Annotated in this window: 15 protein-coding genes; 3 read left to right on the forward strand and 12 right to left on the reverse strand. The window is 53.8% G+C overall.

Features of this window, described 5'->3' with window-relative positions; genetic code table 11:
- Positions 1-113: 113 nt before the first annotated feature.
- Complete coding sequence (locus F5984_RS12670; RefSeq protein WP_152124650.1) at positions 114-2,306, forward strand: TonB-dependent receptor plug domain-containing protein; 2,193 nt, start codon at positions 114-116, stop codon at positions 2,304-2,306.
- A 5-nt stretch (positions 2,307-2,311) separates the two neighbouring features.
- Here F5984_RS12670 and F5984_RS12675 read toward each other — a convergent pair whose 3' ends face one another.
- Positions 2,312-2,704: a response regulator gene (locus F5984_RS12675; RefSeq protein WP_019986574.1), complete on the reverse strand. Its 393-nt coding sequence runs from the start codon at positions 2,702-2,704 to the stop codon at positions 2,312-2,314.
- A gap of 164 nt (positions 2,705-2,868) precedes the next feature.
- Positions 2,869-3,543, reverse strand: coding sequence for a response regulator transcription factor (locus F5984_RS12680; RefSeq protein WP_152124651.1), 675 nt, complete (start codon positions 3,541-3,543; stop codon positions 2,869-2,871).
- 160 nt (positions 3,544-3,703) lie between these two features.
- Between F5984_RS12680 and F5984_RS12685 the strand changes: the two genes are divergently transcribed.
- On the forward strand, positions 3,704-4,384 hold the full coding sequence (locus tag F5984_RS12685; protein WP_152124652.1) for a DUF1345 domain-containing protein: 681 nt from the start codon (positions 3,704-3,706) through the stop codon (positions 4,382-4,384).
- A 28-nt stretch (positions 4,385-4,412) separates the two neighbouring features.
- On the opposite strand, the gene F5984_RS12690 is transcribed toward F5984_RS12685, so the two are convergent.
- From F5984_RS12690 to F5984_RS12735, 10 genes are all read right to left on the reverse strand, one after another.
- Positions 4,413-4,937 (reverse strand): acyl-CoA thioesterase, encoded by a 525-nt coding sequence (locus F5984_RS12690; RefSeq protein ID WP_152124653.1) that lies wholly within the window; start codon positions 4,935-4,937, stop codon positions 4,413-4,415.
- Positions 4,938-5,059: 122 nt separating this feature from the next.
- Positions 5,060-5,602 carry a DUF6580 family putative transport protein gene (locus F5984_RS12695; protein WP_152124654.1) on the reverse strand — a complete coding sequence of 181 codons (543 nt, stop codon included), beginning with the start codon at positions 5,600-5,602 and terminating at the stop codon, positions 5,060-5,062.
- Between the two features lie 25 nt (positions 5,603-5,627).
- Positions 5,628-6,221 carry an alpha-ribazole phosphatase family protein gene (gene cobC / locus F5984_RS12700; protein WP_152124655.1) on the reverse strand — a complete coding sequence of 198 codons (594 nt, stop codon included), beginning with the start codon at positions 6,219-6,221 and terminating at the stop codon, positions 5,628-5,630.
- A gap of 20 nt (positions 6,222-6,241) precedes the next feature.
- On the reverse strand, positions 6,242-7,021 hold the full coding sequence (locus F5984_RS12705; protein ID WP_152124656.1) for an adenosylcobinamide-GDP ribazoletransferase: 780 nt from the start codon (positions 7,019-7,021) through the stop codon (positions 6,242-6,244).
- Between the two features lie 105 nt (positions 7,022-7,126).
- Positions 7,127-10,546 (reverse strand): ATP-binding protein, encoded by a 3,420-nt coding sequence (locus tag F5984_RS12710; protein ID WP_246168950.1) that lies wholly within the window; start codon positions 10,544-10,546, stop codon positions 7,127-7,129.
- Positions 10,547-10,879: 333 nt separating this feature from the next.
- Complete coding sequence (locus F5984_RS12715; RefSeq protein WP_152124657.1) at positions 10,880-11,932, reverse strand: sugar phosphate isomerase/epimerase family protein; 1,053 nt, start codon at positions 11,930-11,932, stop codon at positions 10,880-10,882.
- 13 nt (positions 11,933-11,945) lie between these two features.
- Positions 11,946-12,299 (reverse strand): DUF5615 family PIN-like protein, encoded by a 354-nt coding sequence (locus F5984_RS12720; RefSeq protein ID WP_152124658.1) that lies wholly within the window; start codon positions 12,297-12,299, stop codon positions 11,946-11,948.
- On the reverse strand, positions 12,296-12,523 hold the full coding sequence (locus F5984_RS12725; protein WP_152124659.1) for a DUF433 domain-containing protein: 228 nt from the start codon (positions 12,521-12,523) through the stop codon (positions 12,296-12,298). The genes F5984_RS12720 and F5984_RS12725 overlap by 4 nt, the downstream gene beginning before the upstream one ends.
- Before the next feature lie 67 nt (positions 12,524-12,590).
- Entirely contained in the window at positions 12,591-13,736 is a 1,146-nt protein-coding gene (locus tag F5984_RS12730) for a Gfo/Idh/MocA family protein (RefSeq protein WP_152124660.1), read from the reverse strand.
- A gap of 110 nt (positions 13,737-13,846) precedes the next feature.
- Positions 13,847-14,980 (reverse strand): Gfo/Idh/MocA family protein, encoded by a 1,134-nt coding sequence (locus tag F5984_RS12735; protein WP_152125077.1) that lies wholly within the window; start codon positions 14,978-14,980, stop codon positions 13,847-13,849.
- Between the two features lie 259 nt (positions 14,981-15,239).
- On the opposite strand from F5984_RS12735, the gene F5984_RS12740 reads away from it, so the two are divergent.
- Positions 15,240-16,496 carry an MFS transporter gene (locus F5984_RS12740; RefSeq protein ID WP_152124661.1) on the forward strand — a complete coding sequence of 419 codons (1,257 nt, stop codon included), beginning with the start codon at positions 15,240-15,242 and terminating at the stop codon, positions 16,494-16,496.
- The last annotated feature ends 56 nt before the right edge of the window (positions 16,497-16,552 follow it).

The raw sequence follows: 16,552 nt of genomic DNA on the forward strand, positions 1-16,552 counted from the left end.
CGTTTTATTGCTAAAATCGGCCATTACGCACCCGTAACCGGGCAGCAACCATTGCTTTTTTAGCTAATTTCGGGCCTCTTTTGGCAAACCCTTTCATCATCCAACATTACCGTATGCGCCATTGTCTACCTGTATTATTTAGTCTTGCCGCTCTGAATGCCCAGGCTCAGACGGTAGACAGTACCCGTCGGTCGATTGATCTCGACGAGGTGCGGGTAGTAGCGCAAAAGTTTCAGACCAAAGGCCCCGTTCCGTTTCAGACCGAGACGATAAACCAAAGTCAGATTGCTCAACGCAACCCCATGAATTCGGCCGACCTGTTGCAGCAAACGGGCAATGTATTCGTCCAGAAGAGTCAGGGCGGAGGGGGTAGCCCGGTGCTACGCGGCTTTGAAGCAAGCCGGGTGCTGATTGTGGTGGATGGGGTACGCATGAACAACGCCATTTACCGGGCCGGGCATTTGCAGAACGTCTTACGAATAGACCCTTCGATGCTCGAACGGGCCGAAGTCCTGTTCGGTCCGTCGTCGCTTATTTATGGCAGCGACGCCCTGGGCGGAGTCATGTACTTTCAGAGTCGCAACCCGGAGCTTTCGGGTGCTACCAACTGGCTCGTAAAACCCTCCGCTTATGTTCGGTATGGCTCGGCCACCGGCGAGCGGACAGCCCATGTTGACGTGAGCTTGGGCAACCGCCGACTCGGCTTTCTGACGAGCGTGACCTACGGGTCGTTTGGTGATATTGTCCAGGGCAACCGACGCCGGGATGCTTACCACGACTTTGGCAAGCGCTTCATGTACGTAGAACGCCAGAACAACGAAGACGTACCCGTAACAAACGCCAACCCAAACAAGCAGGTCGGATCGGCCTATCAGCAGCTCGATATTCTGCAAAAAGTTACGTTTACCCCTACCGAGGGCGTTCAGCATACGCTCAACGTACAGTACTCGACCACGGGCGATGTGCCCCGTTACGACCGTCTGACCGAGATGGCCTCGGGTCGGCCCCGGTTTGCGGAGTGGTACTACGGTCCAGAAAAACGCTTACTGACTTCGTACAACCTGACCCTCTCGCGACCAACGCGCCTGTACGACCGGGCGATGCTAACGGCGGCCTTCCAGCATATTGAAGAGAGCCGAATTAGTCGGCGGCTCGGGGCAGCCGCCCGGAATGAACAACTGGAGCGGGTGGGCGTTGGGTCGGTGAATGCCGATTTACAGAAACAAGCCGGTCGGCATCTGGTGCAGTATGGTCTGGAACTGACGCACAACAACGTACACTCCACCGCCCAGACGGTCAACGTTCTGACCGGGGCCGTGGGCGCGTTCAACACCCGTTACCCCGACGGGGGCAGTACCCTTCAAACCCTCGGCCTGTACGTGAGCGATGGGGTTTCACTGACTAAAGCCCTGACTCTGAACGGAGGTATCCGGTACGGCTGGTCACAGCTGGAAGCCCAGTTCACCGACAAAACCTTTTTTCCGTTTCCTTTCAACCAGATTCGGCAGCGGCCTGCCGGTTTTACGGGCAACCTGAGCCTGTTGTACCGCCCTACCGACCGGACGCGCGTGTCTCTCTTAGGGTCTACAGGTTTCCGCGCTCCCAACGTCGACGATCTGACCAAGGTGTTTGATTCGCGGGCAGGCGTTTTGGTTGTACCCAACCCCGGCATCAAACCAGAATACACGTACAACGGGGAGATTTCGGCTTCGCAATGGCTGGGCAATCGACTCCGGCTCGACGCTACGTACTACTACACCCTGTTTACCAATGCCATTGTGGTAGATGCGTTCAGCCTGAACGGCCAGCCGAGTGTACTTTATGGTGGGCAGATGAGTACGGTATTGGCGGCTCAAAACAAACGACAAGCTGTGATTCAGGGCTGGAACCTGGCGGCCCAACTGCGCCTGACCAACCAACTTACACTGAGCAGTACCCTCAACGGCACACAGGGGCGGATTAAGGATAGCAAGAACACTCCGCTCGACCACATTCCGCCCACGTTTGGCCGCACGGCTCTCACGTATCAGAGCGGACGGATACAAGCCGAAGTATGGGCCCTCTATAATGGCTGGAAACGGATTGCTGATTACAACCCGGAAGGAGAAGACAATGCGCAGTATGCTACGCCTGATGGTATGCCAGCCTGGACGACATTAAACGTACGCGGCTCGTTTAAAGCCGGTACATACCTGACCGTGCAGGCTGCTTTAGAAAATATTCTGGATGAAAATTACCGCTATTTTGCCAGCGGAATCAGTGCGCCCGGCCGCAACTTAACCCTGACGCTACGAAGCTCATTTTGAGTAAACTACAACCACTGACTAGCCAAATTTCGGGTTAACTCAACCAGCTTATTGTATTCGCTTGGTTTGGAAATAAAGGCATTGGCTCCGTGCTGAATGGCCTGTTGCCGGTCAGTAACGCTGATGGAGGTGGTCAGAATAACAATGGGAATATGTACCTCGGGGAGGGCCAACCGCACGGCCTTCAACGTTTCGAAACCACCCATGCGCGCCATGTTAAGGTCAAGCAAAACCAGTTTTGGCAAGTGGGTAGTTGTATTCAGCTGAGGCAGCAACTGATCGCCATCATCGATCGTATGCACCTTCACATCCGGGTTGGTCTGTTTGAAGGCCGCTTTTACAAGCAGTTGATCGTCGCTGTCATCATCAACTAACCAGACCCAAGGGTTGGCTTTCATGGAAAAGGTGGTTAAAGTAGTACAAGTTACAAGTCAGTACGAAAAAGATGATACTCCAATTCAGGTGTCAACGGAGCTATCCTATTTTTACACAACGCGAAATGTGCCGGTTTTCATCTTGAAAAAAACTAAAAATCTGATTAAAAAAGGGACAAAGCAGGGCCTCAGGGGCGTAACACGTATCCCATCCCGACAACCGTATGAATAAGCGGACTCGGAAACGTCTTATCAATCTTCCGACGCAGGAGATTAATATACACTTCTACCGCGTTGGTCGACGACTCAGCTTTCTGGTTCAGAACATGCTCGGCAATGTCGAATTTCGAAACCACCTGCCCCGTATGTTCCATGAGGTATTGCAACATCTGAAATTCGCGGGAGGTCAGGCTGATTGGGGTGCCCGCCCGCGAAACGGTCTTGTGCGTCACGTCAAGTTCCAGATCACCCACCCGAATCAGGGGGTTGCTACTACCGCTATTCGTGCCGCGCCGATGCAGCGAGCGTAGCCGAGCCAGTAACTCCCGAAACACGAACGGCTTTACAAGGTAATCGTCGGCACCCGCTTCAAAACCACTTACTTTATCATCCGTACGATCCAGGGCAGTCAGCACCAGCACCGGGGTATTGTTACTCTCTGCCCGAAGCCGCCGAATCAGTTCGATTCCATTGAGTTTGGGGAGGTTCACGTCGATTACCAGCACATCGTACGGGTTCGACCGGGCCAATTCATGCCCAGCCAATCCGTCCGTCGCCACATCGACCTGAAACGACTGTTCAACCAGGCCCTTACGGACAAAACGGGCCAGCTTAGGCTCATCTTCAACCAGCAAAATACGCATAACCTATTCCGGTTTTGGGGCAAAAACGCGGTTTTTAGGTAAAATAGCGGCTTATTATCGGTTTGTCAGATGAAAACACGGTTAAAGCTATTCAACCGGCTCGCCTATCTGCGTGACTTGCCGGTTTGGTTATACAGTGGTTGTTATACGTCCCTCCTTCATGTCTGTCTTACACGCTATTAACCGCCTGAACGCCCACCGGCGGCTCCTGCTGAGCCTGGGCGTAGCCGGGCTGACTGCTTTGGCCCTGCCCCACGCCCTCGACCCGGCCACGCGCGTGATTGCGGTATGGCTGGCCTATTCGCTCAGCTACCTGATTCTTTGCTGGATCACCCTGACCACCGCTCACCCACGGCACCTGAACACCCTCACCCGAACGCAGGACCTGGGCCGGATAGTGTCGTTTCTGTTCGTTATTCTGGCTTCGTTTTCCAGTCTGTTTGCCATCGTTCTTTTGTTCAGGTCGGGCACCGACGGGCAGGGTAGCCATCAGCAACTGCATATTCTCCTCTCGGCTATGGTGGTGGTTTGTTCATGGATGCTGGTCCATACGGTTTTCACGCTGCATTACGCGCGGCTCTATTACGAGGGACACACAAAAGCGGGGGCTTCCCCTAAAAAACTGGGCTTTCCGGGCGACGATGAGCCCGATTATCTCGACTTTGCCTATTTCTCGTTCGTAATCGGCATGACGAGTCAGGTTTCCGACGTGGCTATACAATCAAAAGCCATGCGTCGGCTCGCGCTTCTGCATGGCTTTCTGGCATTCTTCTTCAACACAAGCATCATTGCTCTAAGCATCAACACCGTATCGAATATTATTGGCGGTCTGGCTAAGTAGCTAAGAATTAGAAACTAAGAGAGCAACATTATGCACTCTCGCCCAGCAGGAGTGCGCGTAGTTCGGTGGCTTCCTGCGGCTGCATCCGTCCGGCCAGTACCAGCCGAAGCTGCCGACGCCGTAGGGCACTATCGAAACGGGCTTTTTCCTCATCTGACTCGGGCACTACGGCAGGCACCTCGATAGGCCGGCCATTCTGGTCGACCGCTACGAATGTGTAGTAAGCACTGTTGGTACTCACCCGCACCCCGGCCGGAATATCTTCGGCCCACACTTCGATAAACACCTCCATCGACGAGTTGAAAGCCCGGGTCACCTGCGCTTTCATGGTCACGATATTGCCCAGCCGAATAGGTTCCGAAAACGAAACATTATCAACCGATGCCGTTACCACCGTGCGGTTAGAGTGCTTCTGAGCCGCAATGGCAGCGGCAATATCCATGAAGTGAAGCAGTCGGCCGCCCATCAGGTTGTTGAGCGTATTGGTGTCGTTGGGAAGCACCATCTCGGTCATGATGGTGTGTGAATCGCGGGCAAGTTTTGGTTTAAGCATACAAAAGAAAAAAGTCATCAGGTCGGTGTTGCCCGTCGTTCATCCCCGTTCATCGTTGGACAAACCGAAACTACGCAGACAAGCAACAACAACCCGATGACCCGGATAAAATGAAGTGTTGATTAAGCGCGGGCGGGGCGGAGAATGGTAAACCGCTGTTGCAACAGGTAGTATCCGCCAAAGAGAGCACCGCTAAAGAACAGATCGCCCAGTACGCCGTTCAGGAAGAACGATTGACCGTCGTAGAAAGCAAGACCAGCCGCGTAGCAGCCCATCAGGCCCGCCAGCGTTTGCGGATAAAATGTGCTACCGTACCAAACGGCAAAGTTGGTGATCAGAAAAAACAGCGTTGACGACGCCAGCGCGGCACCCGCTACCCGGCCAGCCGTGGGCCGACGCAGGGCCAGGGCTCCGATGAGCCACGTCAGGCCAAAGCTGATATAAACCGCCCCCATGCTTCCGTGAAAACCCAGGATAGCGTCGCTCAGAAGCATAGCCCCAAACGGCGCAACCAGACCCAGCCACTTCCGGTCGAAGGTGGCCGCCCCAAACAGGGCCAGAGCCGCTACGGGCGTGAAGTTGGGCCAATGGGGTACTAAACGAAACAGGGCCGTAGCCAGCACGATAGTGAGCAGTGTGGTCAGGCGGATGGTTAAAGCATTCATTCGATTGGAAGCCATAAAATAACGGTCAGCGATTAATGTATTGAATAGTAAAGTGTTGACCGTTTGTGGTTAGTTTGGTTAGCGAACCGTAGTCGAGGTGAATTCGGTAGGCGTTTTGCAAAGATAAATCCAGAAACAGACACAGCAAAGCTCGAACCACCCCGCCATGCGTGATAATATAGGCCGGGCCAGGGTTTTCGGCCGCTAACGGGCTTATTTTTTCCTGCCAGAAAGCCGCCACCCGATCAAACAAGGCCCCGAACGACTCGCCGTTGGGTGGGCCTACGTTAACGTAATCGGCCATCCAGGGGTCGAGCGACGACCGGGGAATTTCAGCCCAGGGCACCATTTCCCAATCCCCAAAATGAAGCTCTTTGAGCCGATCGTCGAACTGCACCCGTTGCAAATCCACCTTGGCTGATGTTGCCAGATCGTTAGCCAGCAAGCGGCAACGGCTCAGGGGGCTACTAAACAGATAAGCTGGCGTCTCGGTGGGCAGGTGGGTCAGAATCCGGTCCCGTTGTTCCTCGTAATTGACCGCCAGCTCAACGTCGCTTTGCCCATAACTAACCGAGCGTCCTACGGCTACTTCGGTATGCCGAATCAAGTAAATTTCCATGTGTGGAGTTGAAATTTGTTTCAGACACTAACCCAGAGCAACGACACAAACGACAGATACACAACCACTTCGGCCAGTTGTTGCGTAGCCCCAAGGCAGTCGCCGGTATAGCCGCCAAGCCATTTCCGGAAAAACGACGCCAGCCGCCAGCGTACAAGCCATAATGGGAAAAGGAACGTCAGGTAAATCCAGAGGCCGGTGTACACCGACAAAACCAGCAGCGGCAAGAGGCCAAACAGGGCGGCAATAGCCAGTTGACCGTCGGTAATGCCTTTGGCAATGGGTTTCACTTTACTCGTTTCGTCGAGCCGGGCGTAGGGTAAGGCCCGCATCATGGAGGTGGCCAAAAGTCGGCTGAGGCTATGAGCGGCCACGTATTTGAGGGCTGCAGCCACACCAAAGGCTTCAACGGTGAGCATGGTTTTGAGGGCGAAAAACTTAACCGTCATCAATAAGCCCAGGCCCACGGCTCCAAACGTACCAAGTCGGCTGTCTTTCATAATATTCAGAATCTGCTCAGCCGACCAGCCTCCGCCGAAGCCATCGCACACGTCGGCAAACCCATCCTCGTGGAAAGCGCCGGTTGCCCAAACGGTGGCAATCATACTGAACAGAACCGCCAACTCGGGCGGAAACAGCACTGTACCCACCCAGTACACGCCCACCCCAATTAAGCCTACAATCCAGCCAATGAGCGGAAAAAAGATAGTCGATCGGTTCAGCAAGTCTTCCGAGTGGTCGATGCCTTTGGGCACCGGCAAGCGGGTGTAAAACATCAGGGCGGTAAAAAATAGCTTCATAGTGGGTAGTTTGACCGTAGGGGTAACGGCCAAACCACCCGTAGGGTTCAGCCTCGCAGATGGGCCAATGCAGGAAGCTACCCCGTCAGGCTCAACAACAAACTGTCAGACAGGCAGATACAAACTAAACGTACTTCCCTCACCCGGCCGACTGCTTGCGACAATAGCCCCACCATGATTACTGGCTACTTTCTGACAGATGGCCAGCCCGATACCCGTTCCCGAAAACTGATTGCGGCCGTGCAATCGTTGAAAAACCTGAAAAATGCGGTCGACATACTTCTCATCGAAGCCGATTCCGTTATCCCTCACGTCAATTCGGTGAAACGCCCTCGCCCGACGCGCAGGCTTTACCGTCGGTGGCAAATCAGCGGCCTCTATCCGTTCTTCGCGCACCCAAATCGCCGGGGCAATGCCAGGTGCCTGAAACTTAAGCGCGTTGGCGATCAGGTTCTGAAAAAGTTGCCGGAGTTGCGACCGGTCGCCGGGAACGGTAGGCAACGGCTCGATGTGCATTTGTGCGCCCGTTTCCTGAATGGTAACTTCCAGATCGGCCAGCACATCCTGCAAAATATGGGCTAAGGAGACGGGGGCTACGGCCTCCTGCCGGGTCGAAATGCGGGAGAAGCTCAACAAGTCCCGAATCAGTGTCGACATCCGGTTCGCAGCGGCCTGCATCCGGGTAAGATGTTCGCCCCCCTCGCCCAACTGATCGGCATATTGTTTCTGCAACAGATCGCCAAACGACTGGATTTTACGCAGGGGCTCCTGTAAATCGTGCGAGGCTACATACGCAAACTGCTGGAGGTTTTCGTTGGAGCGTTGCAGGTCATACACCGACGCCTGCAACTCCGCCGTACGCTGTTGCACCTGTAAATCAAGCTCAGCCGATAGTTGCCGGTATCGCGCTTCGCTACCTGCCAGTGCCTGACTCGCCAACACCAGTTCAGTAACGTCAGTGCATATTTCAAGTACCCCCGTTCGGGTATTCCCTTCGTAATACGGCGTGAGCAGCATATTGAAATACGCCGTTTCGAGCTGCCCATTCCGGTTTATCGGTACAGGGACAGCCCATCCCTGATCGGGCACGCCCGTCTGAAACACCTGTTGGCAACGATCTATAAATGGCTGCCCCACCAGTTCGGGCAGGGCTTCCTGTAAGGGTTTTCCGAGCACCTCACCCTCACGCTGTACCAGATCGAGCATAGCCTGATTGATGAGTTCGACCACCAGATTATCACCTTTTACCAGCAGCATAGCCACCGGTGCGTGTTCGACCAGATTCCGCAATTGGGTTTCGCTTTGCCGACGCGACAGGTTAAGGGCAATTTGAGCCCGGACTTTGGTCAGTAGCTCCTGAGCCGAAAACGGTTTGACCAGATAATCGTCGGCCCCGGCTTCCAGCCCATCAATACGTGCCTCCTGCCCCGCCCGCGCTGACAGAAAAATAAGCGGAATTTGAGCGGTTGCCGGGTTCTGCCTCAGGTTTTGAAGCAAGGCTTTACCGTCCATTACGGGCATCATGATATCACTCAGAATCAGCTGAGGTTCAAACGTTTTCAGTTGTTCAAGTGCATCAGCCCCGTTCACGGCGGTCCGAACCTCAAACGACGGTTGGAGCAACCGGGTCAGGTAGCCCCGCATATCGGGGTTATCGTCGACAACAAGAATGGGGATTTTGGGTGCGTTTGCGTCCTGCTCACCTGACTCGATCGCTACGGGCATCTCGCCCAGCATCGTGCCTGCCTCTTTCAAAAACGATTCGGTCAGCGGGCTTAATCTGTTGGTGTGAACCTCCTCTACAACCTGACCGCCCGGCAAATGCGCCTTACCGAGCGGCAACCGAACGGTAAACGTACTCCCCTCCCCTTCGGTACTCGTTACGGCGATTGTTCCCCCGTGCATCTGCACCAGCTCATGCACCAGCGACAAACCAATTCCGCTACCCTCGTAGGTACGCCCACCAGCCTGCTCTACCCGGTGGAATCGCTCAAACATGTGCGGAAGCTCGTGCGCCGGAATCCCGATCCCGGTGTCAGATACCCGCAGTACGACTTCATTGCCTTCTGCCGTCAGAGCTACCCGAATCTCTCCTTCCAGGGTGTATTTAAAGGCGTTAGATAAAAGATTGAGAACTATTTTTTCCCACATTTCGGCATCGGCATACACCACCGACGGCAGGGGTTGGCAATCGACGGTGTATTGCAAACCAGCCCGCTCGATGAGTGAACGAAAGCTACTGGCCAGATCGACCGTGAGCCCAACCAGATCGACCGGCCGGTAGGTAGCCCGCGTACGTCCGGCTTCGGTACGGCTAAAATCGAGCAGGTTATTGACCAGCTTGAGCAACCGAAGCGCGTTGCGGTGCGTGGTTTCAATCGGCTCTTTCACATCCGAGACCTGTACATCGGCCCGTTGTAAAAGCTCCTCCAAGGGCCCCAGCATGAGCGTAAGGGGCGTCCGAAACTCGTGGCTTACGTTACTAAAAAAGGCCGTCTTGGCCCGGTCGATAGCGGCCAGTGCCTCGGCCCGTTTCTGCTCCTCCTGATACGCATATACGTTCGAGAAAGCCGTACTAATCGTATTGGCCAGCATGGCGTAAAACGTGAGGTAATCAGGATCGAGCGCCCGACGCGGGCTTACCCCGGCTACCAAAAAGCCAACCGGCTCGGCACGAGTGGACAAACGAATAGGTAACCGTACCGCCGTGTGGGGTAGTTCGGGGTACGGCCCTGCTTCCAACGGAGCCATCTTGCCCAGCAAATCATTAATTACCAGCGTGTTCGACAACTCAGACAGCCAGTCGGTTTGGGCTACGTTCAGCTCCAACAGATGAGCAGGTACCGGGTACTGTTGGGATAGCCCAACCGCATTAGCTAAGCGGGCATAAGTACCCTCTTCGTCAAGTTCATAAACAAGTAAAAATGGCAGATCGAGGGCAAAATCAGTCTCGCCTAAGGCCAGGTTTTCATAAATAGCCTCTTTCGTTTTGGCTTGCCCGGTCAGGGCGGCCACATCCCGTAGCACCTGCGTACGGCGGGCGCTGAGCATCTTGTCGGTGGTCTCGGTGATGGGGTGAAAAATACCCCCCACCTGCCCCGACTCGTCGCGGATGGGCGCAAACGAAAAGGTCATAAACGTCTCTTCCAGATAGCCATAGCGATCCAGAAACATCCGCTGATCCTTTATGTACGTTCCCTCGCCCTGCTGCCCGTGTGTAAAGGCGTCGCCCACAACGGGCAGGGCGGTCTCCCAGCAGATGCGAAAGTTTTGCCCCATCGATTCGGGGTGTTTGGCTCCGCAAATCGGCCGGTAACTGTCATTGTAAATCTGGATCGTTTCAGGCCCCCAGGCAATCAGAATGGGAAAGGTAGACGATAAACATAGGCTAACGGATGTGCGTAAACTCTGCGGCCAGGTGTCGACGGGTCCAAGAGCGGTTTTTGACCAATCCATCGACCGAATCAAGGCACCCATTTCTCCACCGCCCGCCAAAAAATGATTCGACGTTTCGGCTCCTGTCATGATGGAATTAGGCAATATGAAGCTCAATATGGGGTTAAACGCGCCAGTAATCAGAGATAGTCGGCCCCGGCCGGAAGGGCCCGTTGAACCCACTCGCTTGCCTGTATTACCTACAATGCCGGTATCAGCCTTAGTATCTCTTACTGCCTGCTTGATTATTTAAAACAAATTACGGCCCAGACTCCGAAAAGTTTTTATCGATCCGTTAACCTTACTAACTGGCCTTGTTACCCGCTGCCCGAATGGCTGTTAACGAATGTACAGCTCCCTAACGCAAAACGCCTGCCCGGCATTGATAACCAGACAGGCGTTTTTGTATTGGAGACTGTTGTTTTACAAGCCCAGTACTTTTTTGTTGAATGCTTCGTCGGCACCGGTACCGGCGAAATCATCAAACGCACGCTCCGTAACCCGGATAATGTGGCTCTCGATGAAGGGGGCACCTTCAGCAGCTCCCTGCTCCGGGTGTTTTAGGGCACACTCCCACTCCAACACAGCCCAGCCATCGTAGTTGTACTGTGCCAGTTTCGAGAAGATACCGCCAAAATCAACCTGACCATCGCCCAGCGAACGGAACCGACCGGCCCGCTCAACCCAGCCCTGGAAGCCACCGTACACACCCTGCTTACCCGTTGGGTTGAACTCAGCATCTTTCACGTGGTATGCATAGATGCGCTCGTGGTAGAAGTCGATAAACTGCAGGTAATCAAGGCACTGCAACACGAAGTGACTCGGGTCATAATTGATACCGGCGCGGGGGTGATTATTCAGCTTTTCGAGGAACATTTCGAACGTAACGCCGTCGTGCACGTCTTCGCCGGGGTGCAGTTCGTACCCGACGTTGACACCCGCTTCGTCGAACGCATCCAGGATTGGTTTCCAGCGGTTAGCGAGTTCGGTGAAGCCCGTATCGACCAACCCGGCCGGGCGCTGCGGCCACGGGTACATAAACGGCCACAACAAGGCACCCGTAAACGACACGTGCGAGGTAAGCCCCAGATTCTGGCTTGCCTTGGCCGCCATCATCAGCTGATTCACGGCCCAGGCCTGCTGATCTTTTGGTTTACCCGCCAGTTCGGCCGGCCCGAAACCATCGAACATGGCCGCGTACGAGGGGTGAACGGCTACCAGCTGCCCTTGCAGGTGGGTAGACAGTTCGGTGATTTCGACGCCAATATCGGCGAGTTTGCCTTTCAGCTCGTCGCAATACGTTTTGCTTTCTGAGGCCTGCTTCAGGTCAATCACCCGCGGGTCCCAGGTAGGCAGCTGAATGCCTTTATAGCCGAGGTCGGCCATGTAGCGGGCAATGCTTTCGAGCGAGTTAAAGGGTGCTGTATCTCCGAGGAATTGCGCCAGAAAAACACCTGGCCCTTTCATTGTTTTCATGCGGTTATGTAAGCTAAAAGCGAGTAAAATCAATTAATTCCATACAACCCCGTTCTTCCTCTGTATCGGTCAGGAAAGCATGAATTGTATCATAGTTGCGGATTAGAAGGTCAGCAAGTACCTGTGTTGGCAGATTGCCCGGACGAATAAAAATCACTTTGGGCGGAAATCCACGCTGCTGACTCAACGCTGGATAATCATCGTCAAACGTAACGATGCTGTAACCCTCACGCAAGGCTGTTGCCCATACCTGGTTGTCCTCTTGACCCAATAAATGGAGCCTCACCGACGATTCTGAGCCGGGATAAAAAGAGATGACTTTTTTGACAATCCGCCAGGATATATTCTCGTCGAAAAGAAGCTTCATTCGCTGACGACAACTTTTACATGATGGTCGCGGTCAGCAGCCCAGGCTAAACAGGCCAGAATCTGTTCACGCGTCAGGTGCGGGAAATCATCCAGAATTTCATCAATATTCATACCGGCAGCCATCCAACCTAACACATCATATACGCTGATACGCGTGCCTGTTATACAGGGGCGACCGAATCGAATATTCGGATTTATAGATATAATTTCCCGATAGTTCATGACGCTTCAGAGGTTTACCAGAGCACATACATAACGATGTGTGCTCTGGTAAAGTTACTGAATTCAACTACACTTCAACCCAACTTTGCTTCCGGCTTGATTCAAGAATCCGCTCGCAAATGAGCAGTTCGCGGTAGCCATCTTCAAACGTTGGGTACGTGGGGTTCTCCGGTTGCTTACCTGCTTCAATGGCTGCGTACACCTCTTTGAACATCTGCTTCGAGGTATCGGGGAAACCTTCGTTGTGCCCACCGGGGAAGCTGATCACCGAACGTGTTTCGGCATGAACGAGCGACGGATCGTCGGTCATGGTTTGGTTGTAGCCGTCGCGGTTACCAATCCAGAGCTGGTTCGGCGATTCCGAATCAAAGGCGAATGTTTTCTTAGAGCCCGAAATCTCGATTTTCAGTTGATTCTTACGGCCGGCCGATACCTGCGACACCGTTACCACACCCCGATTCCCGTTGTCGAAACGCAGTAACACGTTGGCATGGTCTTCGGTGTTGATGGGTACATCGGCGTAATCGTCCGGCTGAAGCATCTTACCCGAATAGGTCTCAACGGGCTTCAACGGCTTTTTACGGGTTTTGTGAATGGTATTGAAGTCGGCCATCACGGCGGTTGTCTTCACACCCGTCACATACTCCAGAATATCCATCAGGTGCGAGCCAATGTCGGCAATAGCCCGCGAATCGCCCGACTTATCGGGCTCAAGACGCCAGTTGTAGTCGGTCTCGTAAAAGAGCCAGTCTTGCAGGTACGAGCCAATAATGCTGTACACCTCGCCCAGTTCGCCTTTTTCGCGCATCACCTTCATTTGGCGCACCAGCGGGTAATACCGCAGGTTGAAGTGAACGGCATTGACCAGACCCGTTTGCTTGGCCAGAGCTACCAGTTCCTCGGCTTCGGCCAGATCTTTGGCCAGGGGTTTTTCGCAAATGACGTGCTTACCCGCCAGCAAAGCCGCTTTCGACTGACTGTAATGCAGGAAGTTAGGCGTACAGATATGCACGGCCTGAATGTCGTCTTGCTTGAGCAGTTCATCGAACGTGTAAGCGCGGGGAATACCCAGTTGAGCGGCTTTCGATTCGGCCAGCTCCTGCGTCACTTCGCAGAGGGCAACGACTTCAACATTGGGTAACCGACGGAGTGCTTCAATGTGAGCAGGGCCGATGAACCCAGTACCAACAACACCAACTTGGATTTTTTGCATTGATTAAGAATTATAATTAAAGAGTGAATGAGTGAAAGAGCGAAAGAGTGAGAGAGAGGTACATCCGGCAGGTTACTTGCGCCAGCCCACTCTTTCACTCATTCACTCAATCACTCAATAAACTTTGTCCACTTTTCATTAGAGCTGCTCGACGCCAGCACCGTATCAATAAACGCCAAACCGCGAACGCCATCGTACACCGATGGGAAATCGTACAGCGGATCAGGCTGCTGACCGTTCATGTGCGCTTTTACGGCAAAGGCAAAGTTGCGGTAAATATTAGCAAATGCCTCAAAGAATCCTTCGGGGTGGCCCGATGGCATCCGGCCGTGCGCTTTGGCTGCCGCGCTCAAATCACCTACGGCCGGGCGCAACAGCCGGTGGCCTTCCTGCGATTTGTAGTGCAGGGTGTTGGGCTCCATCTGATGCCACTCCAGGCCGCCAAGCTCACCGTATACGTAGATTTTCAGGGCGTTCTCCTCGCCGTTTGAAATCTGACTGGCGTGCAGCACACCTTTAGCCCCGCCCTCAAACCGGAGCAGCACGTTGCCATCGTCGTCGAGCAAACGGCCCGGCACAAACGTGCTCAGGTCAGCGCATAATTCGTCGATTTTCAGGCCGGTCACGTACTCAGCCAGGTTCTCGGCATGGGTGCCAATATCGCCCATACAACCGGCCGCGCCCGATTTGGTCGGGTCGGTGCGCCAGATCGCCTGTTTGTAATTGTTGCCTTCTTCGTACTTCGAGAGCCAGCCCTGTGGGTACTCGACCACCACTTTCCGAATCTTACCCAGCTTGCCGCTGCGTACGATTTCGCGGGCTTCTTTAATCATCGGATAGCCCGTGTAGTTATGCGTCAGGCCAAACACCAGCCCGGTTTGCTCCACCACCTTCACCAGTTCTTTGGCTTCTTCCAGGTTGAGCGTCATCGGCTTGTCGCAAATAACGTGGAAACCATTTTCAAGGGCCATTTTGGCGGGAGGGAAGTGCATATGGTTAGGCGTCACAATAGACACAAAATCCATACGCTCACCTTCGGGCAATTCTTTTTCACGGAGGATCATCTCCTCGAAGCTTTCATAAACACGGTTATCGGGCAGATACAGGGCCTTTCCGGTAGCTTTCGATTTTTCGGGTGATTGGCTAAAAACACCACAAACCAACTCAATTTCGTTATCAAATGTGGCGGCCCGACGGTGAACAGCTCCTATAAACGCATCGAGGCTACCCCCGATCTGACCCATGCGCAATTTGCGATGCATATACTTGCTACTGTTTAAGTTGATGCTGTGAAACGTAATCACTACGGTAGTAAAGTGGCCAAAGGAACCGCTTTACCCGTTGCACAGTGCGATAATTTTTACGGCCGGAAATTAGCGTAAATCCATTTTTTTCTAAAATTTTGGCCAAAAAGAACGGTATAAAGGGTAATCTGGCCCTATCCCCTACTTTTTTGGATGATCTTTCTTTAACTCCAGTCTAAACCCCCTAATTGTCTACCAAATGAACCAAGCTGTCAATCAGTCGCGACTATTTTACGCCAGTTGCTTCGCTCTTATTACCACGGCGTTCTCGTTCAGTATCCGGGCGGGTATTCTTGCTCAGTTAGGAACCGAGCTAAGCCTTTCGGCCGAACAATTGGGTTTTATTAACTCGATGTGGTTTTTGGGCTTCCCCATTTCTATGATCGTCGGCGGTCTGGTGTACTACACCGTTGGCCCCAAAACGATCATGCAAATTGCGTTTGTGTGTCACCTGCTGGGTATTCTGCTCACCATCTACGCACAGGGCTACACCACGCTGCTGATTTCAACCTTTTTGATTGGCATCGGTAATGGTTGCACCGAAGCGGCCTGTAACCCTATGATTGCCGATATGTACTCGGGCGTTACCATGAACAAAATGCTCAACCGGTTCCACATGTGGTTCCCCGGTGGCATTGTGGTAGGTAGCCTGATCTCGCTGTTCATGGGACCTGAAAACCTGAACCTTCCCTGGCAGGCGCAGATTTGGGTGATCATGATTCCAACCCTTATCTACGCATTCCTGTTCTTCGGTCAGACATTCCCAACCGCCAAAGTGGCCGGTTCAACGTCATTGGCCAGCAACTTCCAGGCTATGCTGACCCCGCTGTACATTTTCATGTTCTGCTGCATGGCCCTGACGGCTATCAGCGAGTTCGGTCCGCAGCAGTGGGTAGGTCTGATTATGAGCAAGTCTGGAGCAAGCCCGCTGCTGATTCTGGCGTTGGTAACCGGTCTGATGGCCGTTGGCCGTTACTTCGGTGGGCCTATCATTCACAAGCTTGACCAAACGGGTGTACTGCTCGGCGGAGCGGTTTTTGCCGCCATCGGTGTTTACCTCTTCAGCAGCGTGACGGGTCCAATGGCTTACGTAGCGGCTGTATTCTTCGCTATTGGCGTATGCTACTTCTGGCCAACCATGATCGGTTTCGTGGCCGAGCGCATTCCGGCTTCGGGCGCCCTGGGTATGTCGGTTATGGGGGGTGTTGGTATGTTCTCTACTTCGATTTTCCAGCCCATCATCGGTGGGTGGATCGATGCAGAGCGGGCCGTTCAGTCAGCCGCTGGCCAAACCGGCGACGCGCTTGAGCTGGCCGCTGGTCAGGCTACACTGGCCAAAATGACCACCTTCCCAATTATCCTGATCGTGGCTTTCACGGCGCTTTGGTTCTTCATGCGCAACCGCAAGGTGACCCACGTCGACGAATCGGCGGTAGCCCAGCAGCCTCAGTTGTAATTCCAACACGGTTTTACACCGTACAAAAAGCCCCGCAGCAACTTGCGGGGCTTTTT

Origin of the sequence: Rudanella paleaurantiibacter, from assembly GCF_009184635.1 — a bacterium.
Classification (GTDB): domain Bacteria; phylum Bacteroidota; class Bacteroidia; order Cytophagales; family Spirosomataceae; genus Rudanella; species Rudanella paleaurantiibacter.

Excerpts from the sequence above, each read along its gene's own strand:
- F5984_RS12685 (WP_152124652.1), top strand. The coding sequence starts at position 3,704 with ATGTCTGTCTTACACGCTATTAACCGCCTGAACGCCCACCGGCGGCTC.
- F5984_RS12725 (WP_152124659.1), bottom strand. The coding sequence starts at position 12,523 with ATGAACTATCGGGAAATTATATCTATAAATCCGAATATTCGATTCGGT.
- F5984_RS12735 (WP_152125077.1), bottom strand. The coding sequence starts at position 14,980 with ATGGGTCAGATCGGGGGTAGCCTCGATGCGTTTATAGGAGCTGTTCAC.
- F5984_RS12690 (WP_152124653.1), bottom strand. The coding sequence starts at position 4,937 with ATGCTTAAACCAAAACTTGCCCGCGATTCACACACCATCATGACCGAG.
- F5984_RS12730 (WP_152124660.1), bottom strand. The coding sequence starts at position 13,736 with ATGCAAAAAATCCAAGTTGGTGTTGTTGGTACTGGGTTCATCGGCCCT.
- F5984_RS12695 (WP_152124654.1), bottom strand. The coding sequence starts at position 5,602 with ATGAATGCTTTAACCATCCGCCTGACCACACTGCTCACTATCGTGCTG.
- F5984_RS12670 (WP_152124650.1), top strand. The coding sequence starts at position 114 with ATGCGCCATTGTCTACCTGTATTATTTAGTCTTGCCGCTCTGAATGCC.
- F5984_RS12675 (WP_019986574.1), bottom strand. The coding sequence starts at position 2,704 with ATGAAAGCCAACCCTTGGGTCTGGTTAGTTGATGATGACAGCGACGAT.
- cobC (WP_152124655.1), bottom strand. The coding sequence starts at position 6,221 with ATGGAAATTTACTTGATTCGGCATACCGAAGTAGCCGTAGGACGCTCG.
- F5984_RS12680 (WP_152124651.1), bottom strand. The coding sequence starts at position 3,543 with ATGCGTATTTTGCTGGTTGAAGATGAGCCTAAGCTGGCCCGTTTTGTC.
- F5984_RS12715 (WP_152124657.1), bottom strand. The coding sequence starts at position 11,932 with ATGAAAACAATGAAAGGGCCAGGTGTTTTTCTGGCGCAATTCCTCGGA.
- F5984_RS12705 (WP_152124656.1), bottom strand. The coding sequence starts at position 7,021 with ATGAAGCTATTTTTTACCGCCCTGATGTTTTACACCCGCTTGCCGGTG.
- F5984_RS12710 (WP_246168950.1), bottom strand. The coding sequence starts at position 10,546 with ATGACAGGAGCCGAAACGTCGAATCATTTTTTGGCGGGCGGTGGAGAA.
- F5984_RS12740 (WP_152124661.1), top strand. The coding sequence starts at position 15,240 with ATGAACCAAGCTGTCAATCAGTCGCGACTATTTTACGCCAGTTGCTTC.
- F5984_RS12720 (WP_152124658.1), bottom strand. The coding sequence starts at position 12,299 with ATGAAGCTTCTTTTCGACGAGAATATATCCTGGCGGATTGTCAAAAAA.